Annotated in this window: 25 protein-coding genes; 20 read left to right on the top strand and 5 right to left on the bottom strand. The window is 71.4% G+C overall.

The annotated features are described in order from the left end of the window. Window positions 1-10 precede the first annotated feature (10 nt). Genes OHS18_RS15090 through OHS18_RS15080 form a run of 3 tightly spaced genes read left to right on the top strand, consistent with a single transcriptional unit; the run spans window position 11 to window position 2,123 of the window. Window positions 11-985, top strand: coding sequence for a sugar kinase (locus OHS18_RS15090; RefSeq protein ID WP_328452272.1), 975 nt, complete (start codon window positions 11-13; stop codon window positions 983-985). Continuing rightward, window positions 982-1,740 carry an IclR family transcriptional regulator gene (locus OHS18_RS15085; protein WP_328617474.1) on the top strand — a complete coding sequence of 253 codons (759 nt, stop codon included), beginning with the start codon at window positions 982-984 and terminating at the stop codon, window positions 1,738-1,740. Before OHS18_RS15090 ends, OHS18_RS15085 begins: the two co-directional genes overlap by 4 nt. Continuing rightward, window positions 1,740-2,123, top strand: a complete 384-nt coding sequence (locus tag OHS18_RS15080) for a RidA family protein (RefSeq protein WP_323337905.1) — start codon at window positions 1,740-1,742, stop codon at window positions 2,121-2,123. Before OHS18_RS15085 ends, OHS18_RS15080 begins: the two co-directional genes overlap by 1 nt. A gap of 37 nt (window positions 2,124-2,160) precedes the next feature. Here the strand turns inward: OHS18_RS15080 and OHS18_RS15075 are convergent, their stop codons facing one another. From OHS18_RS15075 to OHS18_RS15065, 3 genes are all read right to left on the bottom strand, one after another. Continuing rightward, window positions 2,161-3,159 (bottom strand): 1-aminocyclopropane-1-carboxylate deaminase, encoded by a 999-nt coding sequence (locus OHS18_RS15075; protein WP_328617473.1) that lies wholly within the window; start codon window positions 3,157-3,159, stop codon window positions 2,161-2,163. Next, window positions 3,156-3,800: a GntR family transcriptional regulator gene (locus tag OHS18_RS15070; protein WP_328617472.1), complete on the bottom strand. Its 645-nt coding sequence runs from the start codon at window positions 3,798-3,800 to the stop codon at window positions 3,156-3,158. Before OHS18_RS15070 ends, OHS18_RS15075 begins: the two co-directional genes overlap by 4 nt. Before the next feature lie 249 nt (window positions 3,801-4,049). Further along, complete coding sequence (locus tag OHS18_RS15065) at window positions 4,050-4,409, bottom strand: DUF1844 domain-containing protein (protein WP_328452279.1); 360 nt, start codon at window positions 4,407-4,409, stop codon at window positions 4,050-4,052. 204 nt (window positions 4,410-4,613) lie between these two features. Here OHS18_RS15065 and infC point away from each other — a divergent pair, with 204 nt between their 5' ends. From infC to pheT, 6 genes are all read left to right on the top strand, one after another. Beyond that, the gene (gene infC, locus OHS18_RS15060) at window positions 4,614-5,234 is read left to right on the top strand and encodes a translation initiation factor IF-3 (protein WP_247064421.1); all 621 of its coding nucleotides are present in this window, start codon (window positions 4,614-4,616) and stop codon (window positions 5,232-5,234) included. A 70-nt stretch (window positions 5,235-5,304) separates the two neighbouring features. Further along, a complete protein-coding gene (gene rpmI, locus OHS18_RS15055; RefSeq protein ID WP_247054035.1) occupies window positions 5,305-5,499 on the top strand; it encodes a 50S ribosomal protein L35 in 195 nt (64 codons plus the stop codon). 62 nt (window positions 5,500-5,561) lie between these two features. Continuing rightward, window positions 5,562-5,936, top strand: coding sequence for a 50S ribosomal protein L20 (gene rplT, locus OHS18_RS15050; protein ID WP_247054033.1), 375 nt, complete (start codon window positions 5,562-5,564; stop codon window positions 5,934-5,936). A 23-nt stretch (window positions 5,937-5,959) separates the two neighbouring features. Beyond that, the gene (locus tag OHS18_RS15045) at window positions 5,960-6,754 is read left to right on the top strand and encodes a TrmH family RNA methyltransferase (RefSeq protein ID WP_328617471.1); all 795 of its coding nucleotides are present in this window, start codon (window positions 5,960-5,962) and stop codon (window positions 6,752-6,754) included. Window positions 6,755-7,170: 416 nt separating this feature from the next. Beyond that, window positions 7,171-8,235, top strand: coding sequence for a phenylalanine--tRNA ligase subunit alpha (pheS, locus tag OHS18_RS15040; RefSeq protein WP_328617470.1), 1,065 nt, complete (start codon window positions 7,171-7,173; stop codon window positions 8,233-8,235). After that, a complete protein-coding gene (gene pheT / locus OHS18_RS15035; protein ID WP_328452286.1) occupies window positions 8,235-10,799 on the top strand; it encodes a phenylalanine--tRNA ligase subunit beta in 2,565 nt (854 codons plus the stop codon). The genes pheS and pheT overlap by 1 nt, the downstream gene beginning before the upstream one ends. Window positions 10,800-11,269: 470 nt before the next feature. Here the strand turns inward: pheT and OHS18_RS15030 are convergent, their stop codons facing one another. Beyond that, window positions 11,270-11,959 (bottom strand): DNA alkylation repair protein, encoded by a 690-nt coding sequence (locus OHS18_RS15030; RefSeq protein WP_328617469.1) that lies wholly within the window; start codon window positions 11,957-11,959, stop codon window positions 11,270-11,272. Window positions 11,960-12,152: 193 nt separating this feature from the next. On the opposite strand from OHS18_RS15030, the gene OHS18_RS15025 reads away from it, so the two are divergent. The 3 genes from OHS18_RS15025 to OHS18_RS15015 all read left to right on the top strand — a co-directional run bounded on the left by OHS18_RS15025 (window position 12,153) and on the right by OHS18_RS15015 (window position 14,900). Beyond that, window positions 12,153-13,736, top strand: coding sequence for an alpha/beta hydrolase (locus OHS18_RS15025; RefSeq protein ID WP_328617468.1), 1,584 nt, complete (start codon window positions 12,153-12,155; stop codon window positions 13,734-13,736). Between the two features lie 221 nt (window positions 13,737-13,957). Beyond that, window positions 13,958-14,455 (top strand): helix-turn-helix domain containing protein, encoded by a 498-nt coding sequence (locus OHS18_RS15020; protein WP_328617467.1) that lies wholly within the window; start codon window positions 13,958-13,960, stop codon window positions 14,453-14,455. A gap of 85 nt (window positions 14,456-14,540) precedes the next feature. After that, window positions 14,541-14,900 (top strand): hypothetical protein, encoded by a 360-nt coding sequence (locus OHS18_RS15015; RefSeq protein WP_328452296.1) that lies wholly within the window; start codon window positions 14,541-14,543, stop codon window positions 14,898-14,900. Window positions 14,901-14,938: 38 nt separating this feature from the next. Here the strand turns inward: OHS18_RS15015 and OHS18_RS15010 are convergent, their stop codons facing one another. After that, complete coding sequence (locus OHS18_RS15010) at window positions 14,939-15,901, bottom strand: helix-turn-helix transcriptional regulator (RefSeq protein WP_328617466.1); 963 nt, start codon at window positions 15,899-15,901, stop codon at window positions 14,939-14,941. 106 nt (window positions 15,902-16,007) lie between these two features. Between OHS18_RS15010 and argC the strand changes: the two genes are divergently transcribed. Genes argC through argH form a run of 8 tightly spaced genes read left to right on the top strand, consistent with a single transcriptional unit; the run spans window position 16,008 to window position 24,105 of the window. Next, on the top strand, window positions 16,008-17,036 hold the full coding sequence (gene argC, locus OHS18_RS15005; protein WP_328617465.1) for an N-acetyl-gamma-glutamyl-phosphate reductase: 1,029 nt from the start codon (window positions 16,008-16,010) through the stop codon (window positions 17,034-17,036). Beyond that, window positions 17,033-18,193, top strand: coding sequence for a bifunctional glutamate N-acetyltransferase/amino-acid acetyltransferase ArgJ (argJ, locus tag OHS18_RS15000; RefSeq protein WP_328452302.1), 1,161 nt, complete (start codon window positions 17,033-17,035; stop codon window positions 18,191-18,193). The genes argC and argJ overlap by 4 nt, the downstream gene beginning before the upstream one ends. Further along, the gene (gene argB / locus OHS18_RS14995; RefSeq protein WP_328452304.1) at window positions 18,190-19,110 is read left to right on the top strand and encodes an acetylglutamate kinase; all 921 of its coding nucleotides are present in this window, start codon (window positions 18,190-18,192) and stop codon (window positions 19,108-19,110) included. The genes argJ and argB overlap by 4 nt, the downstream gene beginning before the upstream one ends. Then, window positions 19,107-20,309 (top strand): acetylornithine transaminase, encoded by a 1,203-nt coding sequence (locus OHS18_RS14990; protein ID WP_328617464.1) that lies wholly within the window; start codon window positions 19,107-19,109, stop codon window positions 20,307-20,309. The genes argB and OHS18_RS14990 overlap by 4 nt, the downstream gene beginning before the upstream one ends. Next, window positions 20,309-21,250, top strand: a complete 942-nt coding sequence (gene argF, locus OHS18_RS14985; RefSeq protein ID WP_328452308.1) for an ornithine carbamoyltransferase — start codon at window positions 20,309-20,311, stop codon at window positions 21,248-21,250. Before OHS18_RS14990 ends, argF begins: the two co-directional genes overlap by 1 nt. Then, a complete protein-coding gene (locus tag OHS18_RS14980) occupies window positions 21,247-21,759 on the top strand; it encodes an arginine repressor (protein ID WP_328617463.1) in 513 nt (170 codons plus the stop codon). The genes argF and OHS18_RS14980 overlap by 4 nt, the downstream gene beginning before the upstream one ends. After that, complete coding sequence (locus tag OHS18_RS14975; RefSeq protein ID WP_328617462.1) at window positions 21,756-22,652, top strand: argininosuccinate synthase domain-containing protein; 897 nt, start codon at window positions 21,756-21,758, stop codon at window positions 22,650-22,652. Before OHS18_RS14980 ends, OHS18_RS14975 begins: the two co-directional genes overlap by 4 nt. 37 nt (window positions 22,653-22,689) lie before the next feature. Next, window positions 22,690-24,105, top strand: a complete 1,416-nt coding sequence (gene argH, locus OHS18_RS14970; protein WP_328617461.1) for an argininosuccinate lyase — start codon at window positions 22,690-22,692, stop codon at window positions 24,103-24,105. Window positions 24,106-24,177 lie beyond the last annotated feature (72 nt).

Below are 24,177 nucleotides of genomic sequence, written 5' to 3'. Positions count from 1 at the left end.
GAGACGGAAAGTGACAAGCGGGCCCGAAGTCCTCTGCGTCGGCGAGACGATGGCGCTGTTCGTGCCCGCCGAACCCGGCCCGCCGGACGAGGTGCGCCAGTGGACGCGCACCATCGGCGGCGCCGAGTCGAACGTAGCCTGCCACCTGCCCGCGCTCGGTGTCCCGAGCGGCTGGGTGAGCGCGGTCGGCGACGACCCGTTCGGTCGCGCGATGCTCCGCGAGATCGCCTCGGCCGGCGTCGACGTCAGCGCGTGTTCCGTCGACCCGGTGCGCCCGACCGGGCTCTACATCAAGGAAAGCGGCGCCGGCGGCAGCCCCGTCCGCTACTACCGCGCCGGCTCGGCGGCGTCCGGGATGGGCCCCTCGCTGCTGGATCGGCTCGATCTCGACGGCGTCCGCGTGCTGCACCTGTCCGGCATCACCCCCGCGCTGTCCGACAGCTGCCTCGCGCTGGTGCGCGCGCTGCTGGACGCGCCCCGCGGCGACCGGCTCGTCTCCTTCGACGTCAACCTGCGGCCCGCCTTGTGGGCCGGGCGCGACCCCCGTCTGCTCGCGGACCTGGCCGGGCAGGCCGACATCGTCCTCACCGGCGACGACGAGGCCCAGCACGTGTGGGGGACCGGCGACCCGGTTTCCCTGCGGGCCCTCCTGCCGGGCCCGCGCACGCTGGTCGTCAAGCACGGCGAACGCGGCGCGACCCTGGTCGAAGGCGAGCCGCTGTTCGCGCCGGCGTTGCGCGTCGACGTCGTCGAACCGGTCGGCGCCGGCGACGCGTTCGCCGCGGGCTTCCTGGCCGCGACCCTGCGCGGCGCTTCGCCACTGGAACGGCTGCGCCGGGGCCACCTCCAGGCCGCCGCGACCCTGCTCACCCACGACGACGTCGGCGTACCGCTGCCGCACACGGTCGTGGATACCCTGCTGCACGCGGACCCGGACGAGTGGAGTTCGGCGCGGCTGACCGGAGAGGGTGTGGTGCGCACGTGAGTCAAAGCTTGGACCGGGCGCTGACGTTGCTGAACTCGATCGCGAAGGACGCGCGCACCCTCGACGACCTCGCCGAGGAGATCGGCGTCCACAAGTCGACGGTGCTGCGCCTGCTGCGCACCCTCGAACAGCACCACTTCGTCCGCCGCGAGGGCACCCGGTACTACCGGCTCGGCAGCGCGATGTTCGACCTCGCCAACCAGGCCCTCGACTCGATCGACGTCCGGCGCAGCGCCCAGCCCGCGCTCGCCGCGCTCAACGCCCGCACCGGGCACACCGTGCACCTGGCCAGCTACGACGACGGCGAAGTCGTCTACATCGACAAGTACGAGGGCCGCCACTCGGTGCGGATGTACTCGCGCGTCGGCAAGCGCGCGCCGCTGCACTGCACCGCCGTGGGCAAGGTCCTGGTCGCCGCGATGCCTTCCGCGAAACGCGAGGAGATCGCCCGGTCCATGGAGTACCCGGTGCTGACACCCAACACGATCACCACGCCCGAGGACTACCTCGCCGAGCTGGACCGGGTCGCGCAGCTCGGGTACGCCGTCGACAACGCCGAGCACGAGGACTTCATCCACTGCGTCGCGGCGCCGGTGCGCGGCGCGGACGGCGAAGTCCTGGCCGCCGCGTCGATGTCGGTGCCGAAGGTGCTGCTCGACTACGAAGGCCTGCTCGCGCTGATCCCGGACCTGCGGGCCGCGACCGACGAAGCTTCCGTCCACAGTGGATGGACGGGGAACGGAAAGGGGCACTGATGAGCAAGACGGCAGTTTCCACCGAGAACGCGCCGAAGCCGCCGGCGAAGTTCTCGCAGGCCGTCCGCAAGGGAAACCTGCTGCAGGTCGCGGGCCAGGTGGCCTTCGACCCGGCCACGAACGAGATCGTCGGCGACGACGTCGCGGGCCAGACCCGGCAGACGTTCAAGAACATCGAAGCCGTGCTCAAGGAGGCGGGTTCGAGCCTCGCCGACGCGATCATGGTGCGCGTCTACCTCACCGACACCGCGCACTTCGCGCCGTTCAACGAGGTCTACAACGAGCTCATCGGCGAGGGCCCGCACGCCGCCCGCACGACGGTGTACGTCGGCCTCCCGGGTGAGCTGCTCGTCGAGATCGACGTGCTCTGCGTGCTGGACTGAGGTCTTCCCCGGGGCCGGCTTCCCGGCCCCGGGGGGATCAGCCCAGGACGCTCGTGTAGCCGTTGATCGCGGGCTGCCCGCCGAGGTGGGCGTAGAGCACGTTCGAGCCTCTTCCGATTTCACCCCGGCCGACCAGGTCGAGGAGTCCCGCCATGGATTTTCCTTCGTAGACCGGGTCGGTGATCATCCCCTCCAGCCGGGCGCAGGTCTCGATCGCGTCCACAGTGGACTGGTCGGGGATGCCGTAGATCCCGGCGTGGTACCGGTCGTCCAGCTCGACGTCCGCGATCTCGCCGGCGCCGATCAGCTCCGCGGTGTTCCGCGCGATGCGCGTGACCTGCTCGCGGGTCTCGTCCGGCTTGGCGGAGGCGTCGATGCCCAGGATGCGCCGCGGTTTGCCGCTCAGCGCGGCCCCGGCGACCATCCCGCCCTGGGTGCTGCCGGTGACCGAGCAGACGATCACCGTGTCGAAGAAGACACCCAGTTCTTCTTCCTGCGCTTCGAGTTCGACGATCCAGTTCGCGAAGCCGAGCCCGCCGAGGCGGTGGTCCGACGCACCGGCCGGGATGGCGTACGGCTTCCCGCCGCCGGCCTCGATCTCCGCGACGGCGTCCTCCCACGCCTGCTTGAACCCGATGCCGAAGCCGGCGTCGACCAGCCGGACGTCCGCGCCGAGGAGCCGCGAGAGCTGGATGTTGCCGACCTTGTCGTAGAGCGGGTCGTGCCAGTCGACCCAGCTTTCCTGCACCAGCACGGCCTTCAGCCCGGCACGCGCCGCGGCGGCCGCGACCTGCCGGGTGTGGTTGGACTGGACGCCGCCGATCGAAACGAGCGTGTCAGCGCCTTCTTCCAGGGCGTCGGCGACGAGGTACTCCAGCTTGCGCGTCTTGTTGCCGCCGTACGCGAGCCCGGAGTTGACGTCTTCGCGCTTGGCCCAGACCTTCGCACCGCCGAGGTGGCCGGTGAGCCGTTCCAGGGGGTGCACCGGCGACGGGCCGAAGAGCAGCGGGAAACGCGGGAAGTCGGCCAGGGTCATCGGTCCTCCAGCAGGTCGGTCCAGATGGTCGAGATCACGGAGACCGCCGTGTCGGTGTCGCGCTTTTCCAGGGCGTCGATGAGCCGCGTGTGGCGGTCCACCGAGTTCCAGGCGAGCGCCGAGCTGAACCGCGCGTGTTCGAGGCGGCGCAGCAGTGGTGTGTAGCGGTCGAGGGTGGCGGCCACGGCCGCGTTCCCGGCCAGCCGGACCGGGACGTCGTGCAGCTCGTCGTCCGCTCGGACGGCCGCCGCGATGTCGCCGGCCTCGATCGCCGCGGCGAAGCGGTCGTTGGCCGCGCGCATCGCGGCGACGTCTTCCCGGCCGACCTTCGGCACGGCCTGGCGGACGGCGAACTCGTGCAGCAGCCGGACGATCTCGCGAGCGTCGGTGACGTCGGGCGACATCACCTCGGAGACGCGCGTGTAACTCTGCGGCTTGGAGTCGACGAGACCGTCGTCGGCCAGTCGCAGCAGGGCCTGGCGGATGGGGGCTTTCGACAGGCCGAGCTGCTCGGCGAGATCGGCGTCCCGGAGCGGGGCGCCGGGCGGCAGCGAACCGTCGACGATCGCGTGGCGGATGCGGTCGTACGCCTCGTCGCGCAGCAGCGGGCGAGTGACCTTCGAGAGACTCACATCTAACATGTTAGATGTCACGAGGTTCGTCCGGCAAGGACTTCGGCCGAGTCGAGTGTGTCCATGCGGTGGGCGCCGAGATCGTCTTCGTCACCGGCGCCGAGCCGAAGCCGTCCACAGGCACGCCGTGATGTGGACAACCGAGCCCGGGCCACCGCCTTTTCCGGGTCCCGTCGGGCGCCCCCGGTAAACTGGACTGGGGACGCCCCCCGGAGAGGGCGGGGGCTGGGTTGGGCGGGGGCCGCCCGGGGATCTGTGTCAGTAGACGGGGCCGGTGTACTTTTCGCCGGGCCCCTGACCGGGGGCGTCGGGCACAGCCGAGGCTTCGCGGAAGGCCTTCTGGAGGGACTGCAGGCCGTCGCGCAACGGGCCGGCGTGCAGGCCGAGGTACTCGGCGGACGCCGTGATGAGGCCGGCCAGCGCGGTGATCAGGCGGCGCGCCTCGTCGAGGTCGCGGTGTGGGGACGTCGCCGGGTCGGCGTCGGCGAGACCGAGGCGTTCGGCGCCGGCTGACAGCAGCATGACGGCCGCGCGGCTGATCACCTCCACGCTGGGGATGTCCTCGAGGTGGCGCGCTTCGGGGGAATAGGGGGGCTGTTCGGAGGGTTGATCAGACACGTCTGGTACTCTTCCACCTGCGACCAGCTTCCGAGTGATCGGGGGCGGCAAGTGGAGCCCCGCTCCCACCCGCGTCACCGTTCAGGTGTCCGGGTCCGGTCTCGCCCGGACTGCAAGTCCAGGGTGAAGTACCCGGCTTAGCGGCCGGATGCGATCGGAAACAGAGTGGGCCCCGCACACCTCATCGGTGTCGGGGCCTTCGCTATGTGGGCACCAGGTCGAAACGAGAACAGGAAACATTCCTCGGACCAAGGAGGCCCCATCAGCTCCGAGACACGCATCAACGACCGAATCCGGGTGCCGGAGGTCCGACTCGTCGGACCCGCCGGTGAACAGGTCGGCATCGTCCGGATCGAAGATGCGCTGCGCCTGGCGCAAGAGAACGATCTCGACCTCGTCGAGGTCGCGCCGCAAGCCCGCCCGCCCGTGTGCAAGCTCATGGACTTCGGCAAGTTCAAGTACGAGAGCGCGCAGAAGGCCCGCGAGTCGCGTCGCAACCAGCAGCTGACCGTCATCAAGGAACAGAAGCTGCGCCCCAAGATCGACCAGCACGACTACGAGACCAAGAAGGGTCACGTGTCGCGCTTCCTGGCGGCGGGCAACAAGGTCAAGGTCACGATCATGTTCCGCGGCCGCGAGCAGTCCCGGCCGGAGCTCGGCTACCGGCTGCTGCAGAAGCTCGCCGAAGACGTCACGGAGCTCGGCTTCGTCGAGTCGTCGGCCAAGCAGGACGGTCGCAACATGATCATGGTGCTGGCCCCGCACAAGAACGTGAAGCCGAAGGCCAAGGTCGAGCCGGTTCCCGAATCGGTCCCCGAGGCGTAAGGCGCCGACCAGCACATGTCAGCGGCTCACCGGAGTCTCCGGTGAGCCGCCGCACGAAAGAGGACTCGAAATGCCGAAGATGAAGACCCACAGCGGGACGTCCAAGCGCGTCCGCGTCACGGGCACGGGCAAGCTGCGTCGTCAGAAGGCCGGCCGTCGGCACCTGATGGAGAAGAAGTCCAACCGCCTCACGCGCCGGCTCGAGGGCACCACCGAGATCGCCAAGCCCGACACCGGTCGCGTCAAGCGCCTCCTCGGCCGCTGACCCGAACTTGCTCTAACCACCCGGGGCGCCCCGTCGCCCCCTGAGATCGACAGGATGGACCCGTGGCACGCGTCAAGCGGGCGGTCAACGCCCAGAAGAAGCGTCGCGCAACTCTCGAACTGGCCAGCGGCTACCGCGGCCAGCGTTCGCGGCTGTACCGCAAGGCCAAGGAGCAGACGCTTCACTCGCTGAACTACGCCTACCGGGACCGTCGTGCCCGCAAGGGTGACTTCCGTCGCCTGTGGGTCACCCGCATCAACGCGGCCGCCCGCGAGAACGGTGTGACCTACAACCGGTTCATCCAGGGCATCAAGGCCGCGGGTGTCGAGGTCGACCGCAAGATCCTCGCGGACCTCGCCGTCAACGACGCCGTCGCCTTCACCGCGCTGGCCGAGCTCGCCAAGGCCAACGTGAACACCGAAGCGAAGTCGGCCTGACCGGCAGCTTTCCCCGACCCGGGGTGGATCCGTTCACCGAACGGACCCCCCGGGTCGTTGCTGCGCGCAAGCTGACCCGGCGCGCGGACCGGGACAAGACCGGCCGGTTCCTGGCCGAGGGCGCCAACGCGGTCGAAGCCGCCCTGGCGAACGGAACGGTGCACGAGCTGTTCGTGACGCCTCGCGCGGCCGCCCAGCACGCGAACCTGGTCGACGCCGCCCGCGCGGCCGGCGTCCCGGTCTCGCCGATCACCGACCGCGCCGCCGACGGCCTGTCCGAAACCGTGACACCCCAAGGCATTGTGGCGGTCTGCGCGCTCCTCGACCGTCCACTCGAGACGGCCGTGACCCCGGCCGCCCGCCTGGTGGTGGTGCTGGTGGACGTCGCCGACCCGGGCAACGCGGGCACGGTGATCCGCGTGGCGGACGCGGCGGGCGCCGACGCGGTCGTCCTGGCGGGCGACACGGTCGACCCCCACAACGGCAAGTGCGTCCGAGCGGCCGCGGGCAGCCTGTTCCACCTCCCGATCACCCGGGTCCGGGACGTCTCCGCCGCGCTGAAGGCGTGTTCGGCGGCGGGCCTGCGCACGTTCGCGGCCCACGGCTACGCCGACGCGGAACTCGATCGGGTGGACTTGACCGAGCCGACGGCCTGGGTGTTCGGCAACGAGGCCCACGGCCTCTCGGAAGCGGTCCTGGCCGAGGCGGACCTGGCGGTCCGCATCCCGCTGTACGGCAAAGCGGAGAGCCTCAACCTGGCCACGGCGGCCGCGGTCTGCGTGTACACGAGCGCGATGGCGGCCCACCGCTCGAGCTGAGGGCCGGCATCCTCGTCCCAGCCAGCCAGCCAGCCAGCCAGCCAGCCAGCCAGCCAGCCAGCCAGCCAGCCAGCCAGCCAGCCAGCGCGCGACGTTTGGTGCCATTTGCGTGGGCGGGCGTCAGTCTCTCCGTCACCCTTCGCGGGATCTTCGTGCTCGATCACGCCGACGTCCCCTCGCCCGGTCCCGCTGACGCGCCGACCAGCGGTTTCGTCCCGCGCGACCGTAATCCGCGCCTTCTGACCTGGTCAGCGTTCAGTCCTGTCAGGCCCGCACCCGGGCACGGACCGGCGCCGCCCGAGGGCGACCAAGGGCGCCCTGACCCGATCCCATAGACTTTTCTTGCCTTTGACCTCTCGTGCGCCGCGTTGTCCGGCGGAGCACGAACGACCAGTCCCAGCGGACGCCGAGGAGTTATGTCCGGAGCCAAGGAGAAGGAAGCCCAGGGCGGCGCGGTTCTCGCCCCCGAGACGCTGCAGGAGGCCGTCAAGGCCGCCGAAGCGGCGTTCGCCGCCGCGACCGGGCTCGATGCGCTGGCCGAGGTCAAGCCCGCGCATCTCGGTGACCACTCGCCGCTGCTGCTGGCGCGCCGCGAGATCGGCGCCCTGCCCAAGCAGGAGAAAGCCGAAGCCGGCAAGCGCGTCAACGAGGCCCGCCAGGCGGTCCAGGCGGCCTTCGACACCCGCCGCGCCGAGCTCCAGGTGGAGCGCGACGAGCGCGTGCTGCGCGAAGAAGCCGTCGACGTCACCCTCCCGTGGGACCGCGTCCCGCGCGGTGCCCGGCACCCGATCACCACCGTCTCCGAGCGTGTCGCCGACGCGTTCATCGCGATGGGTTACGAGGTCGCCGAAGGCCCCGAGCTCGAAGCCGAGTGGTTCAACTTCGACGCGCTGAACTTCGGCAAGGACCACCCCGCGCGTCAGCTGCAGGACACCTTCTACGTCGGCGAGGAGGACTCCGGCCTGGTGCTGCGCACGCACACCTCGCCCGTCCAGGCCCGCACCCTGCTGCACCGCGACCTGCCCGTGTACGTCGTGTGCCCCGGCCGGACGTACCGCACCGACGAGCTCGACTCGACCCACACCCCGGTGTTCACCCAGGTCGAGGGCCTCGCGGTGGACAAGGGCATCACCATGGCGCACCTCAAGGGCACGCTGGACGCCTTCGCCCGCGCGATGTTCGGCGAGCACTCCAAGACCCGGCTGCGCCCGCACTTCTTCCCGTTCACCGAGCCGTCCGCCGAGGTGGACGTCTGGTTCGAGGAGAAGAAGGGCGGTCCCGGCTGGGTCGAGTGGGGCGGCTGCGGCATGGTCAACCCCAACGTCCTGCGCGCCTGCGGCGTCGACCCCGAGGTGTACTCGGGCTTCGCCTTCGGCATGGGCATCGAGCGCACCCTGCAGTTCCGCAACGGGATCCCGGACATGCGCGACATGGTGGAAGGCGACGTCCGCTTCACCCTTCCCTTCGGAACGGAGGCGTAGTGCGAGTCCCAGTCAGCTGGCTGACCGAACACCTCGACGTGGGCGAGGAGATCACGCCGCAGGACCTGGCCGACGCGTTCATCCGGATCGGGATCGAGGTCGACGACCTCCGCGAGCTCGGGCCGGTCACCGGTCCGCTGGTCGTCGGCCGGGTGGCCGAGATCGAGGAACTGACCGAGTTCAAGAAGCCGGTCCGCTTCTGCCGCGTCGACGTCGGCGAGGTCGCCGACGAGTCCGACGAGCTCGAAGAGCAGGACGACGAGGACGAAGACGAGGACGAAGACGGCGAGTTCGACGAGGGCCCGCACGGCATCAAGACCCGCGGCATCATCTGCGGCGCGCGCAACTTCACCGAAGGTGATCTGGTCGTCGTCGCGCTGCCCGGCGCAGTGCTGCCGGGCGACTTCGCCATCGCCTCCCGCAAGACCTACGGCCGCATCAGTGACGGCATGATCTGCTCGGCGCGCGAGCTCGGCCTCGGGGAAGACCACACCGGCATCCTGGTGCTGCCGCCGGGCACCGCGAGCCCGGGCGACGACGGCCAGGAGCTGCTCGCCCTGAACGACACGGTGATCGAGCTCGCGCCGACCCCGGACCGCGGCTACGCGCTGTCGGTCCGCGGCCTGGCCCGTGAGCTGTCGAACGCCCTCGACGTGCCTTTCGGCGACCCGGCACTGCTGGAGGTCCCGGTGGCCGAGGGTGACGCGTGGCCGGTCCACGTCGAAGACCCCGAAGGCTGCCCGCGGTTCGTGCTGCGCCGGGTCACCGGCCTGGACTCGACCGCGCCGACCCCGTGGTGGATGCGGCGCCGGCTGATGCTGGCCGGCATCCGGTCCATCTCCCTGGCCGTCGACGTCACCAACTACGTGATGCTCGAGCTCGGGCACCCGCTGCACGCGTTCGCCACCAAGGCCATCCAGGGCGACCTGGTGGTGCGCAAGGCGAAGCCGGGCGAGAAACTGACCACGCTGGACGACGTCGAGCGCACGCTCGACCCGGACGACGTGGTCATCGCCGACGACAGCGGCGTCATCTCGCTGGCCGGCACCATGGGGGGCGCCAGCACCGAGATCACGCCGGAGAGCACGGACGTGCTGCTCGAAGCGGCGCACTGGAACCCGGCTTCGATCAGCCGCACGGCCCGGCGCCACAAGCTGTTCTCCGAGGCGGCCAAGCGGTTCGAGCGGTTCACCGACCCGCAGCTGTGCGGGCCGGCGGTCGAGCTGGCGGCCCGGCTGCTGCGCCAATACGGCGACGCCGCCATCCGCCCCGGCCGCACCGACGAGGGCACGGTCGAGCCGAACCCGCCGGTCCGGATGCCGATCAACCTGCCCGACAAGATCGCGGGCGTGAACTACCAGCGCGGCGTGACCGTCCGCCGGCTCAGCCAGATCGGCTGCAAGGTCACGGTCAGCACGGGCGACGACGGCACCGGCCTCGTCACGGCGATCCCGCCGAGCTGGCGCGGCGACCTGCGCCAGCCTGCCGACCTCGTCGAAGAGGTGCTGCGGCTCGAGGGCTACGACAGCATCCCGTCGACGCTGCCCGCCGCCCCGGCCGGCCGCGGCCTGTCCGACGGCCAGCGGCGCGTCCGCAGCGTCGCGCGAGCCCTGGCCGAGGCCGGGTACGTCGAGGTGCGGCCGTTCCCGTTCGTCGGCGACGCGGTGTGGGACGCCTTCGGGCTCCCGGAGGACGACGTCCGCCGCAACGCCGTGCTGGTGCGCAACCCGCTGGAGGCCGAGCGCAACAAGCTGGCCACCACGCTGCTGCCGGGCCTGCTCGACACGCTGCAGCGCAACGTTTCGCGCGGGATGAAGGACGTGGCGCTGTTCCACGTCGGCCAGGTCGTGCTCCCCTCGCCGAACCCGCTGAAGATGCCGGTGCTGGGCGTCGACCGCCGCCCGACCGACGAGGAACTGGCCGTTCTCGAAGAGGCCGTGCCGAAGCAGCCGCTGCATGTCGCCGTCGTGCTCGCCGGTCAGCGCCACCGCGCCGGCTGGTGGGGCAAGGGCGAGCAGGCGAACTGGGCCGACGCAGTGCAGGCCGCCCGGACGATCGCCGAGGCCGCCGGGGTCGAGCTCACCACGCAGGCCACCGACCTGCCGCCGTGGCACCCGGGCCGCTGCGCCCAGCTGCGGGTCGGCGACTGGCCGGTCGGTCACGCGGGCGAACTGCACCCCAAGGTCGTCGAGGCGCTCGGCCTGCCGCCGCGCACCGTGGCGATGGAGCTCGACCTCGACGCGATCCCGCTGCCGGACTCCCGGCCGGCGCCGAGCGTGTCCGGCTACCCGCCGGTCCTGCTCGACGTCGCTTTGGTCGCGAACGCGGACGTCCCGTCCGCCGACCTCGCCGCGGTGCTGCGTTCCGGGGCGGGCGAGCTGCTCGAGGACATCACGCTGTTCGACGCGTACGCGGGCGAGCAGGTCGGCGAAGGCAAGAAGTCGCTGGCCTACAAGCTGCGCTTCCGCGCCCCGGACCGGACGCTGACCGTCGACGAGGCGACCAAGGCCCGCGACGCCGCGGTCGCCGCGGCGGGCGAAAGGTTCGAAGCCACCCTGCGCTAGCTGTTCTGTCCGAAGAGGGGCCGGGAAACCGGCCCCTCTTTCGCGTCCGGCCCACGCCGACCGGACGACGGCAACCAGCCGAAGCAAAACGTCGACGACCTGGCGCAGCCCGAGCATCACGGCGTCCCGCCAAGCGCCAAGCCGAACAGGTGACCCGACGCTCCAGGTGCGTGAGCCTGTGCTCCAGGTGCGCGGCCCGACCGTCCAGGTACGTGAGCCGACGTTCCAGGTACGCGAGCCGGCCGTCCAAGTACGTGAGCCGACCCACCGGGCACGCGAACCGACTTCCCACGTACACGGCCCGACCGTCCGGGTGCGCGAGCCGACCGACCGGGTACGCGGCGCGACGCTCCAGATACGTGAGCCGACCTTCCGAGTACGCCACCCGTCCGCCCGAGTGCGCCACCCGATCGTCCAAGCACGCCGGCCGCTCGTGCGTGCCGCAGCTTCACGCTCGACGTCGGAACCGATCACCCGAGGTGCTTGAGCGCCTCCCGGCGGGACAGCCCCGACAGGCCGGGGTGATCGTCCACGAAGGACCGCACCCAGTCCGGTGCCGTCTTCGTGTAGTCCCGCAGGGCCCAGCCGATTCCCTTGCGCAGGAAGAACTCCGTCTCGGCGATCGCGGGTTCGATCGCCCGGGTGAGCAGGTCGGCGTCGGTGTCCTGCTTCGCGCCGACCTGGCAGATGATCGCCGTGCGCCGCCGCCAGAGGTCGGGGTCGGCCGCCCAGCGCAGCAGGATCGGCGTGACCTCGCCCCGGGCCGACCGCAGGATCGGGCCCACCCGCCGGATCGCCAGCTCGTCGACGTGGTCCCACCAGGCCCCGGTGACGATCATTTCCTCGTACATCGGGATCAGCCCGGGATCCTGCCACCGCCGGTACGCGCGGTATCCGGAAAGATCGACCGCCGCGTAACGCTCCTCCCGGAATTCCGCTGCTCGCCACAACGCCAGCACCGTCGCCGAATATGTCACTCGATCGGGCAGTATGTGGTCGGCGAGGACGCGGTTGAGGAGCACGCTCCGCTCCGGTTTGGCCACTCCGCGATACGGCATCGCCGACTTCATGTACGCCCGCATCACGGGTGCCTTCGCCGGATCGCCCAGCTCGGCCAGCCCCGAGCGGACCGCCTTGACCAGCCGTTCGTCCGCGGTCATCCACCCTCCCGTCGTCCCCGGTCGCCCGGAGCGTACCGAGGGCCACCGACGGTTCCGGGCGCGCGCGGATCGGGGCAGGTACCGACGAAAGGCGGATGGCGGAAGTCGTGGCGGTCAGCGAGATTGTCCAGGATTGCCGGTAGTTTCGTCGAAATCTGGCGAACTCTGTCGAATGCGGACGAAAAGGACGACTGTGAAAAGAATCGTTGCCGCTGTCGCCGCCGTGGGTCTCGCGGCCGGGCTGATGGCCGCCGCGCCCGCCGCGTCGGCGGACCCCGGGGTGCAGTTCAGCCCCGCGCCGATCGCCTGGGGGCCGTGCGACTCGGCGAGTCTCAAGGCCGCGGGTGGCGAATGCGGCTTCCTCGAAGTGCCGATGGACTACGCCGCGCCGGGCGGGGCGAAGGTCTTCGTCGCCGTGTCGCGGATCAAGCACAAGACCGCGCAGTCCCAGGGGATCATGCTGGTGAACCCGGGCGGCCCCGGCGGGTCCGGCCTCGGGCTCTCGGTGCTCGGCAAGTACGTGCCGAACCACGCCGGTGACAACTACGACTGGATCGGCTTCGATCCGCGGGGTGTCGGGTCCAGCAAGCCCGCGATCAGCTGCGACGGGAACTACTTCAGCTACAACCGGCCAGCGTACGTGCCGACCACGCCGAAGCTGGAGAAGACCTGGCTCGACCGCTCGAAGGGGTACGCGCAGGCGTGCCGCAAGAACGGCGCGATCCTCGACCACCTGAAGACGACCGACGTCGCGCAGGACATGGACAGCCTGCGCAAGGCGCTGGGCGAGAAGCAGATCAACTACTACGGCTTCTCCTACGGCACCTACCTCGGCCAGGTGTACAGCACGATGTACCCGAAGAACGTCCGCCGGATGGTGCTCGACGGCAACGTCGACCCGCGGAAGGTCTGGTACCAGGCCAACCTCGACCAGGACGTCGCGTTCGACAAGAACATCAAGATCTACTTCGACTGGCTGGCGTCCTACGACAGCGTCTACCACCTGGGCAAGACCGGCGCCGCGGTGGAGAAGCTCTGGTATGACACCCAGCGCAAGCTCGCCAAGAACCCGGCCGGCGGGGTGATCGGCGGTGACGAGTGGACCGACGTCTTCCTGCAGGCCGGTTACTACGTCTTCGGCTGGGTCGACATGGCCCAGGCGTTCGACGGCTACGTCCACCGCGGTGACTGGCAGACGCTCAAGTCGCTGTACGACAACTCGAACCCGCCCGGGGACGACAACGGTTTCGCGGTCTACCTGGGTGTCCAGTGCACCGACGTCCAGTGGCCGACGAACTGGAACAAGTGGCGGTTCGACAACTGGCTGACCTACGCCAAGGCCCCGTTCGAGACCTGGGGCAACGCCTGGTTCAACTCGCCCTGCGTGTACTGGCCGGCGAAGGCGGGCAAGCCCGTCGACATCAACGGCAGCAAGGTCGCCGGGGCGCTCCTCATCAGCGAGGAGCTCGACGCCGCGACGCCGTACGCCGGCAGCCTCGAGGTTCGCAAGCGGTTCCCGAACTCGAGCCTGATCAGCGCGCCGGGCGGCACCACGCACGCCGGTTCGCTGTCCGGGGTGTCCTGTGTGGACGACAAGATCGCCGACTACCTGGCGACCGGCAAGCTGCCGAAGCGCCAGCCCGGCAACCACTCCGACGTCCAGTGCAGCCCGGTTCCGGCGCCGGTGCCCGACGGCGCCGCCGCGCAGAAGTCGGACAGCTCCGCGAAGGCGGCCCAGGAGAAGCAGAGCACCTTGGCCCGGCTGCTGCACTTCTGAGCGAAAACGGCACCGCCCGCTGCCCCGGCACCGCCCGCTGCCCCGGCCCGGCTCGTCCGGACCGGGGCAGCGTCTTGTCCGCAGGTGTCTCATCGTGGCCTCCCGATGACGTGGTGTGGTCGACGAGGACGCTAGGGGAGGGGTCCGACAATTTCGGAACGGAGTCGGCCGTGAGCAGCGCGTGGCCGAAAATTGTCGGGGGTGCGCGCTAGCTTCGCGGCATGTCGATCATCGAAGAGCGCCGGACCGAGATCCGGGCACAGGAGATCATCTACCAGATCGCGGTCGCCACCAGGACGGACGAGGACCGCGCCGAACCGAACACCAGGGTGATGATCACCTTGGAAGCCGGCGGTCCCGGCGGCGAAGCGGTCGCCGAGGGCAGCCTCGACCTGGACGTCGCGGTGGCGGCCACCGTGGCCGACCTGGTCGCCGACGGCCTGCTGTCGACGACCGGCGCCGGCCGGTCGCCGCGGCGAAGATCCGCGGCCCGGCCCGCCCAGCAAGGCCGCCCGTGGAACGAGGAGATGGACGCGGAGCTGGAGAGCCGGTGGGTGGCGGGCGAGAGCGTCGCGGAGATCGCGGCGTACTTCGAGCGCACCGCCGGCGGTATCCGCGCCCGGCTGCCGCGCGTGGGCTGCGACCCGGAACACCCGGGCTGCTACCTGCCCGTGCCGCCGAGCAGACGCGTGGACCTGGACGGGGGTGAACCGGACTGAGCACGGGGCGGGCCGGTCCGGCACGCACCGGTCCGGCCCGCCACCGTAGCCGTCCGTTTCCCCGCACCCAACGGAGTTTGTCCTGATGAGTTTCGATCTCGCCGTGTGGCGCGAGTCCACGGTCGCCGAAGAAGCGGCCCTCAAGTACGCCGCTCTGACGTCCCCCGAACCGGTGGTGATCCCGGTGCACCCCCAGGCCGTCGCGTTCCACCGGGAGCTGACGGCCCGCTACCCGGACCTGGCCGACGTACCGGCCGCGGAACTCGGCAGCTGTCCGTGGTCCAGCGGCTTGACCGTCGCCGGTGACGGCGTGGTCATGTCGCTGAGCTGGTCCGCTCCCGACACCGTCGTGGGGTACGTCCAGGAGCTGGCCGAGCGGTACCGGATGGTCCTCTACGACCCGCAGGACGGAACTGTCTACCCGCCCACCGGCGGTGGGGAGTGAGCCCGGTGCCGGAGAAGCCGGGTCCGCGCGACCGCGGATCAGTCGCGCCCGCCGGTGCCCGCCAGCGCGCGGCCCGCGAGGATCTTCAGATGGGCCACCAGTTCCGGCGGTTCTTCGACCGTGAACGCGCAGCCCAGCCCGAGCAGGCGGAACGCGAGCCAGTCCAGGGTGTCCCCGTGGCTGCGCCAGCGGCAGCCGCCGTCCGGCAGCGGCGTCAGCTCGCCTGCCGCCGTACCCAGGCGCGGGGTGATCTCGTCGGCCGGCGCGGCCAGCGTGGCCACCGCCCGGTAGGTGGGCACGAGGTCGTAGAGCCGCTCGACGACGTAGGCCGCCAGGTCCGTCGCGGGCGGCCGGCGCGGGGCACTGCGCCCGCCGGTCGCTTCGGCGGCGTGGACCCGGTCGGCGCGGAAGACCCGCCAGTCGTCCCGGTCGAGGTCGAAGGCGACCAGGTACCAGCGCCGTCCGGTGGCGACCAGCCGGAGTGGCTCGGCCCGGCGCCGGGATTCGGTCCCGTCACCCGCGCGGTAGCGGAAGCGGACCGTCTCGTGGTTGGTGATCGCGCCGGCGAACACGGTCAGCTGCGCGGGATCGACCACGGGACCGGTGGCCGGCACGGCGACGGTCGCCGTGCCGATCGTTCCCACCCGGCGGCGCAGCCGCGCGGGCAGGATCTGCTCGAGCTTGGCCAGCGCCCGCACGGACGCCTCCTCGATGCCGTCGACGGCCTGGCCCGCGGCGGTCCGCAGGCCCACGGCGATCGCGACGGCTTCGTCGTCGTCGAGCACGAGGGGCGGCATCGCGGTGCCGGCGATCAGCCGGTAGCCACCCATGACCCCGCGGCTGGCCTCGACCGGGTAGCCGAGCTCGCGCAACCGCTCGACGTCCCGGCGGATCGTGCGCGGGCTGACCCCGAGCCGCTCGGCCAGTTCGCTGCCCGGCCACTCCCGCGGGATCTGGAGCAGCGAAAGCAGGCCGAGCAGCCGCGCCGGGGTGTCCGTCATCGGCACAGCATCCCAAGAGCCCCGTTCCCGGTGCCGCGCGGTGGCGGGCACCACTTCCCGGTCATCTTGTTTGTTTAGCCTTGCAAGGGTGTGCATAATCATGCGTATGACGGTGAACATCGCGGTGGCCGGAGCCAGCGGGTACGCGGGTGGCGAACTCCTGCGCCTGCTGCTGACCCATCCCGAGGTCGAGATCGGCACGCTCACGGCGGCCAGCAGCGCCGGCACGAGGCTCGGCGTCCACCAGCCGCACCTGGTCCCGCTGGCCGACCGCGTCCTGGCGGAGACGACGCCGGAGACCCTGGCCGGCCACGACGTCGTCTTCCTGGCCCTGCCCCACGGGCATTCCGCCGCGATCGCGGCGCGGCTCGGCCCGGACGTCCTGGTGGTCGACCTCGGCGCCGACCACCGGCTGGCCGACCCGGCCGACTGGCAGCGCTGGTACGGCGGCGACCACGCCGGCCAGTGGCCGTACGGCCTTCCCGAGCTGCCCGGCGCGCGAGAGAAGCTCACCGGCACGAAGCGCGTCGCCGTACCGGGCTGCTTCCCGACCGGCGGTTCGCTCGCCCTCGCGCCGGCCTTGGCCGCCGGCCTGATCGAGCCCGACGTGACGGTCGTCGCGGTCACGGGCACCTCCGGCGCGGGCAAGAGCCTGAAGCCGAACCTGCTCGGCTCCGAGGTGATGGGTTCGGCGAGCGCGTACGGCGTCGGCGGCGCCCACCGCCACACCCCGGAGTTCGCCCAGAACCTCTCGGCCGTCGCGGCGGAGAAGGTCACCGTGTCCTTCACCCCGGTCCTCGCGCCGATGCCCCGCGGCATCCTGACCACCGCGAGCGCCCCGCTGAAGGACGGCGTCGACGAGACCGCGGCCCGCGCGGCCTACGAAAAGGCCTACGACGCGGAGCCGTTCGTCCAGCTACTGCCCGAAGGCGCCTGGCCGACCACTTCCGCGACGCTCGGCTCGAACAACGTCCAGCTGCAGGTCACGGTCGACACCGACGCACGGCGCCTGGTCGTCGTCGCCGCCATCGACAACCTGACCAAGGGCACCGCGGGCGGTGCCGTCCAGTCCATGAACCTGGCCCTCGGCCTCCCCGAGACCACCGGACTTTCCACCGTAGGAGTGGCACCGTGACCGTCACCGGCCCCCAGGGCTTCCGCGCCGCCGGCATCGCCGCCGGGATCAAGGCGTCCGGCGCGCTCGACTTCACTCTGGTCGTCAACGACGGCCCGCTCGACGTCGCCGCGGGCGTGTTCACGCGCAACGTGATCAAGGCCGCGCCCGTGCTGTGGTCGCAGGAGGTGCTCAAGCAGCAGCGGCTCAAGGCCGTCGTCCTCAACTCCGGCGGCGCCAACGCGGCCACCGGTCCCGGCGGCTTCCAGGACACCCACGCCACGGCCGAGAAGGTCGCCGAGGTGCTCGGCGCCGGCGCGATCGAGGTCGCCGTCTGCTCCACCGGCCTGATCGGCGAACGGCTGCCGATGGACGCCGTGCTGGCCGGGGTGGACACGGCCGTCAAGGCGCTCGACGCGAGCGACGAGGCGGGCCTGAACGCCGCCACCGGCGTGATGACCACCGACACGAAACCGAAGCAGGCCTTCGCGAAGCACGACGCCGGCTGGAGCGTCGGCGGGTTCGCCAAGGGCGCGGGCATGCTCGCCCCGAACCTCGCCACCATGCTCTCGGTCCTCACCACCGACGCCGTGGCGGACAAGGAAACCCTCGACCGCGCCCTGCGCGCGGCCACCCACGTCACGTTCGACCGCCTCGACGTCGACGGCGGCACGTCCACCAACGACACGGTGCTGGTCCTGGCTTCCGGCGCGAGCGGCGTCGAGCCCACCGAGGCGGAGCTGACCGAGCTGCTCACCGCGGTCAGCCACGACCTGGTGCTCCAGCTGCGCGCCGACTCCGAAGGCGCGACGAAGGACGTCGACATCACCGTCCAGGGCGCGGAGTCGGAGGCCGACGCGATCGCCGTCGCCCGCACGATCGCCGAGGACAACCTGGTCAAGACGGCGCTCTTCGGCTCCGACCCCAACTGGGGCCGGATCGCCATGGCGCTCGGCCGCGTCCCGGCCCGCATCGACCCGGAGACCGTGTCGATCGCGGTCAACGGCGTCACGCTGTTCGCGAAGGGGATGCCGGCCGCCGACCGGTCCGAAGCGGACCTCACCGGCCGCGCCATCGAGATCGTCGTCGACCTGGGAGTCGGGCCGGCCACGTCCACCGTCTACACCACCGATCTTTCGCACGGTTACGTCGAAGAGAACAGCGCGTACTCCTCATGAGCGGCTCGGAGGCCCTGATTTCCGCGGACGAGAGACTGGCGACGGCGGCCGAGAAGGCCGGGGTGCTCATCGAGGCCCTGCCGTGGCTGCAGCGGTTCCACGGCGCCACCGTGGTGGTGAAGTACGGCGGCAACGCCATGATCGACGACGAGCTGAAGGCGGCCTTCGCCGAGGACATGGTGTTCCTCCGCCTGGCCGGCCTGCGTCCGGTCGTGGTGCACGGCGGCGGCCCGCAGATCACCGCGATGCTCAACCGGCTCGGGGTGCCCGGCGAGTTCAAGGGCGGCCTGCGCGTCACCACGCCGGAGACGATGGACATCGTCCGGATGGTGCTCACCGGCCAGGTCAGCCGCGAGCTGGTCGGGCTGATCAACGCCCACGGGCCGTACGCGGTCGGCATCTCCGGCGAGGACGCCCGGCTGTTCACCGCCGAGCGCAAACAGGCCACCGTGGACGGTGAACAAGTCGACATCGGGCTGGTCGGCGAGGTCGCCGAGGTCAACCCGGACGCGGTCCTCGACATCGTCAACGCCGGGCGCATCCCGGTGGTGTCCACCGTCGCCCCGGACGTCGACGGCGTGGTCCACAACGTCAACGCCGACACCGCCGCCGGCGCGCTGGCGGCCGCGCTGGGCGCCGAAAAGCTCGTCGTGCTCACCGACGTCGAAGGCCTGTACGCGGACTGGCCGGACCGGTCGTCGCTGATCGACCGCATCCGCGTCGACCACCTCGAACCGATGCTGCCCACCCTGGCCAGCGGCATGATCCCGAAGATGGAGGCGTGCGTGCGCGCCATCCGCGGCGGGGTGCGCCGGGCGCACGTGATCGACGGCAGGCTCGCCCATTCGGTGCTGCTGGAGGTCTTCACCTCCCGTGGCGTCGGCACCATGGTCTTCCCCGAAACGGAGCTCCCGTGACCGACCTCAAGTCCAATGTGGACGGCCAGCAGCACTGGAAGTCCGCCCTGATGGACAACTACGGCACCCCCGCGCTGACGCTCGTCCGCGGCGAGGGCGCGAAGGTGTGGGACGCCGACGGCAAGGAGTACGTCGACCTGGTCGGCGGCATCGCCGTCAACGCGCTCGGCCACGCGCACCCCGCGATCGTCGCCGCGGTCACCGAGCAGATCTCGCGGCTCGGCCACACGTCGAACCTGTACGTCAACCCGGTCGCCGTCGAGCTCGCCGAGGCGCTGCTCGACGTGGCCGGCGTGCACGGCAACGGCAAGGTGCTGTTCGTCAACTCCGGTGCCGAAGCGAACGAAGCGGCGTTGAAGATCAGCCGGCTGACCGGGCGCACCAAGGTGATCGCGGCCGAAGGCGCGTTCCACGGCCGGACCATGGGCGCGCTGACGCTCACCGGGCAGCCCGGCAAGCGCGACCCGTTCAAGCCACTGGTACCCGGGGTCGAGCACGTGCCGTTCGGCGACGTCGCGGCGCTCAAAGCCGCCGTCGACACCGACACCGCGGCCGTGTTCCTGGAGCCGGTGCTCGGCGAGGCCGGCGTGATCCCGGCACCGGATGGCTACCTGCAGGCCGCGCGCGAGATCACCAAGGCCACCGGCACGCTGCTGGTGCTCGACGAGGTGCAGACCGGCCTCGGCCGGCTCGGCACCTGGTTCGGCTACCAGCAGGCCGGCATCGTGCCGGACGTGATCACCCTGGCCAAGGGCCTCGGCGGCGGCCTGCCGCTCGGCGCCGTGATCGGCGTCGGCGCGGCGGCCGACCTGCTCAAGCCCGGCCAGCACGGCACCACTTTCGGCGGCAACCCCGTCTGCTGCGCGGCCGGCCTGGCCGTGCTCCGGACCATCGCCGCGGACAACCTCCTCGACCACGTCTCCGCGCTGGGCAAGGACATCGCGGCCGGTGTCGAGGCGCTCGGCCACCCGCTGGTCGCCGGCGTGCGGGGCAGCGGCCTGCTGCTCGGGATCGCGCTGCGCCGGCCGGTCTCCGGCGTGGTCGGCAAGGCGATGCAGGACGCCGGCTACCTCGTCAACCCGGTCGCCCCGGACACGATCCGGCTCGCGCCGCCGCTCGTGCTCGACGCCGGTCAGGCCGAGGGCTTCCTCGCCGCCCTCCCGAACGCGCTCGACTCCACCACGAAGGACTCCGACTGATGCCCCGCCACTTCCTCCGCGACGACGACGTCAGTCCCGCCGAGCAGAAAGCCATCCTCGACCTCGCCGACGCGCTGAAGGCCGACCCGCTCGCCAACCGCACGCTGGCCGGCAAGTCCGTCACGGCGATCTTCGAGAAGAACTCGACCCGTACCCGCTTCTCGTTCGAGGTCGGCATCAGCCAGCTCGGCGGGCACCCGGTGATCGTCGACGGCCGGTCGATGCAACTGGGCCGCGAAGAGACGATCGAGGACACTTCGCGCGTGCTGTCGCGGTACGTGGACGCGATCGTCTGGCGGACCTTCGCGCAGAAGCGCATCGAGGCGATGGCCTCGGCCGCGTCGATCCCGGTCGTCAACGCGCTGACCGACGAGTTCCACCCGTGCCAGGTGCTCACCGACCTGATGACGATCCGCGAACGCAAGGGCGAGCTCGCCGGGCTCACCCTCGTCTACCTGGGCGACGGCGCCAACAACATGGCACACTCGCTGCTGCTCGGCGGCGTCACCGCCGGGATGCACGTCCGCGTGGTCTCGCCGCTCGGCTTCCAACCCGACCAGCAGGTCATCCTCGACGCCAAGACACGCGGCGAGGAGACCGGCGGCACGGCCACGGTGTTCACCGACCCGTACGACGCGGTGGCCGGGGCCGACGTGCTCGTCACCGACACCTGGACGTCGATGGGGCAGGAGAACGACGGCCTCGACCGGATCGGCCCGTTCCGCGCCCTCCAGGTCAACACCGAGCTGCTGAAGAAGGCCGCGGACGACGCGATCGTGCTCCACTGCCTGCCGGCGCACCGCGGCTGGGAGATCACCGACGAGGTGCTCGACGGCCCGGCCAGCGCGGTGTGGGACGAGGCCGAGAACCGGTTGCACGCCCAGAAGGCGTTGCTGGTCTGGCTGTTCGAAGAGAGCCGACCGGAAAAGAGCCGACCGTGACCAGCAGCCGGGTGGGGCGGCAGGCCAGGATCACCGAGCTGGTGTCGTCCACGACCATCCGCAGCCAGACCGAGCTCGCGAAACTGCTGGCCGCCGAGGGCATCGACGTCACCCAGGCGACGCTGTCGCGCGACCTCGACGAGCTGGGCGCGGTCAAGCTGCGCGGCCCGGACTCCGGCGCGCCGGTCTACGTGATCCCCGAGGACGGCAGCCCGGTCCGCGGGGTCCAGGGCGGTACGTCACGCCTGTCCCGGCTGCTCGCCGAACTGATGGTCTCGGCCGACTCGTCGGGCAACCTGATGGTGCTGCGGACCCCGCCGGGCGCGGCGCAGTTCCTGGCCAGCGCCATCGACCGGGCGGCGCTGGAGGAGGTCGTGGGCTCGATCGCGGGTGACGACACGGTCGCCGTCATCGCCCGGGAACCGTTGTCCGGCAAGGAACTCGCCGAACGCTTCGCCGCGCTGGCCCAGCGCTCGGTCGCGGAACACGGAGACGAGACAACGCCATGATCGTGCTCGCCGGTGCCGGTGGGGAGGTCACCTCCGCGGCCGCGAAGCTCGCCGAGGAGACCGGAGCCGAGGTCGTGACGCTCGCCGTCGACCTCGGCGGCCACCCGCCGGCCGGCGGCTCGATCCGCGACGTGACCGCCTTCGCGGACGACCACTGCCTCCCGGCGATCCAGGCCAACGCGCTCGTCACCGGGCTGGCGTGGCCGGCGGTCGTCCGCCGCCTGGCCGACGCGGCCCGGCGGCACGGCGCCACGACCGTCGCCCACGGGTACACCGGGCGAGGTGAGCGCCGGTTCGCGGCCGGGATGGCCGCCGTGGCGCCCGATCTCCGCGTGCTCGCGGTGCCCGGCGTGCCCGCGGCCGAGCGGACCCTCTGGGGGTACGTGGCCGAACCCGCCGACCGGTGGCGGTTCCCCGCGGACGGGGAGTTCCTCGCCCCGGAGGAAGTCACCGTGACCTTCGACAGCGGGGTGCCGGTGGCGGTCGACGGCGAGACGGTCTCGGTCGCCGGAGCGCTCCGGAGGCTGAACCGCCGGGCGGCGGCACAGGGCGCCGGGAAATACCGGACCGAAGACGGGCGGACGTTCGCGGCTCCGGGCGCGCTCGCGCTGGTCACGGCGCACCGCGCGCTGGAAAGCGGAACCCTCGAGCCGGCACTGGCCCGGTTCAAGCGGCAGGTCGACCGCGAATGGACCACCCTGGTCCGCGACGGGCAGTGGTTCTCACCGCTGAAGCACGCGTTGGACAGCTTCGTCGCCGAAGCGCAGGAGACGGTCTCGGGCGAAGTGCGGCTGTTGCTGCACGACGGCCGCGTCACCGCGCTCGACCCGCGTGCCGACGAGACCGCGGCCGAGCACGTCGCGCGGCCCGGCAGGATCACCGCGCAAGCCTGAACCACACACGGAAACAGATCTAGGAGAAGCGAGAACAGTGAGCGGGAACGAGCAGCCGGTGCAGCTGTGGGGCGGCCGGTTCGCCAGCGGTCCGGCGGAGGCCATGGCGGCGCTGAGCGCGTCGACGCACTTCGACTGGCGCCTGGCGCCCTACGACATCGCCGGGTCCCGCGCGCACGCGCGCGTGCTGAGCAAGGCGGGCCTGCTCACCGGCGACGAGCTGGCCGGGATGCTGACCGCGCTGGACACCCTCGCCCAGGACGTCGCCTCGGGGGCGTTCACCCCGACGATCGCCGACGAGGACGTGCACACGGCACTCGAGCGCGGGCTGCTGGAGCGGGCGGGTACCGACCTCGGCGGCAAGCTGCGCGCCGGCCGGTCGCGCAACGACCAGGTGGCGACCCTCTTCCGGATGTGGCTGCGGGACGCCGCCCGCCGGGTCGTCGCCGGCACCCTCGACATCATCGACGCGCTGGTCTCGCAGGCCAAGCGGCACCCGGACGCGATCCTGCCCGGCCGCACGCACCTGCAGCACGCCCAGCCGGTGCTGCTCGCGCACCACCTGATGGCCCACGGCCAGGCGCTGCTGCGCGACGTCTCGCGGCTGCAGGACTGGGACGCCCGCACGGCCGAGTCGCCGTACGGCTCGGGCGCGCTGGCCGGCTCGTCGCTGGGGCTCGACCCGGAGGCGGTCGCGGAGGAGCTCGGCTTCGCGACCAGCGTCGAGAACTCCATCGACGGCACCGCCTCGCGCGACTTCGTCGCCGAGTTCGCCTTCGCCGTCTCGATGCTGGCGATCAACCTGTCCCGGATCGCCGAAGAGGTGATCATCTGGAACACCGCCGAGTTCGGCTACGTGACGCTGGACGACGCCTGGGCCACCGGCAGCTCGATCATGCCGCAGAAGAAGAACCCGGACGTCGCCGAGCTGACCCGCGGCAAGGCGGGCCGGCTCATCGGCAACCTCACCGGCCTGCTGGCGACGCTGAAGGCGCAGCCGCTGGCCTACAACCGGGACCTGCAGGAGGACAAGGAGCCGGTGTTCGACTCGGTCGAGCAGCTCGAGCTCCTGTTCCCGGCCATCGCCGGGATGCTCGCCACCCTGACCTTCCACACCGAGCGGCTCGCCGAGCTGGCCCCGGCCGGGTTCACGCTGGCCACCGACATCGCGGAGTGGCTGGTGCGCCAGGGCGTCCCCTTCCGCGTCGCGCACGAAGCGGCGGGCGAGAGCGTCCGCGTCGCCGAGTCGCGCGGTGTCGGCCTGGACGAGCTCACCGACGAGGAGTTCGAGAAGATCAACCCGGCGTTGACCTCCGCGGTGCGGGAGGTCCTGACCGTCGAAGGCTCGGTGCAGTCCCGTGACGCGCGGGGCGGCACCGCGCCGGTCCGGGTGGCCGAGCAGCGCGCGCGCCTCGAAGAGCGGGTCACCGCCGCCCGGCACTGGCTGAACTGAGCCGGCGAGCCGGGCCGGCGGCACCGCCGGCCCGGCTCGTCGGGCTGGCGCACGACTTCCCGGAGGAGGGGA

It is taken from the genome of Amycolatopsis sp. NBC_00355 (assembly GCF_036104975.1).
Lineage (GTDB): Bacteria > Actinomycetota > Actinomycetes > Mycobacteriales > Pseudonocardiaceae > Amycolatopsis.
This window is presented reverse-complemented; position numbering and strand designations above follow the sequence as displayed.

Coding starts and splice junctions, on each gene's coding strand:
- OHS18_RS15080 (WP_323337905.1), top strand. CDS start 1,740: ATGAGCAAGACGGCAGTTTCCACCGAGAACGCGCCGAAGCCGCCGGCG.
- OHS18_RS15075 (WP_328617473.1), bottom strand. CDS start 3,159: ATGACCCTGGCCGACTTCCCGCGTTTCCCGCTGCTCTTCGGCCCGTCG.
- OHS18_RS15070 (WP_328617472.1), bottom strand. CDS start 3,800: ATGTTAGATGTGAGTCTCTCGAAGGTCACTCGCCCGCTGCTGCGCGAC.
- infC (WP_247064421.1), top strand. CDS start 4,614: ATGTGGGCACCAGGTCGAAACGAGAACAGGAAACATTCCTCGGACCAA.
- rpmI (WP_247054035.1), top strand. CDS start 5,305: ATGCCGAAGATGAAGACCCACAGCGGGACGTCCAAGCGCGTCCGCGTC.
- pheS (WP_328617470.1), top strand. CDS start 7,171: ATGTCCGGAGCCAAGGAGAAGGAAGCCCAGGGCGGCGCGGTTCTCGCC.
- OHS18_RS15030 (WP_328617469.1), bottom strand. CDS start 11,959: ATGACCGCGGACGAACGGCTGGTCAAGGCGGTCCGCTCGGGGCTGGCC.
- OHS18_RS15020 (WP_328617467.1), top strand. CDS start 13,958: ATGTCGATCATCGAAGAGCGCCGGACCGAGATCCGGGCACAGGAGATC.
- OHS18_RS15015 (WP_328452296.1), top strand. CDS start 14,541: ATGAGTTTCGATCTCGCCGTGTGGCGCGAGTCCACGGTCGCCGAAGAA.
- OHS18_RS15010 (WP_328617466.1), bottom strand. CDS start 15,901: ATGACGGACACCCCGGCGCGGCTGCTCGGCCTGCTTTCGCTGCTCCAG.
- argC (WP_328617465.1), top strand. CDS start 16,008: ATGACGGTGAACATCGCGGTGGCCGGAGCCAGCGGGTACGCGGGTGGC.
- argB (WP_328452304.1), top strand. CDS start 18,190: ATGAGCGGCTCGGAGGCCCTGATTTCCGCGGACGAGAGACTGGCGACG.
- argF (WP_328452308.1), top strand. CDS start 20,309: ATGCCCCGCCACTTCCTCCGCGACGACGACGTCAGTCCCGCCGAGCAG.
- OHS18_RS14975 (WP_328617462.1), top strand. CDS start 21,756: ATGATCGTGCTCGCCGGTGCCGGTGGGGAGGTCACCTCCGCGGCCGCG.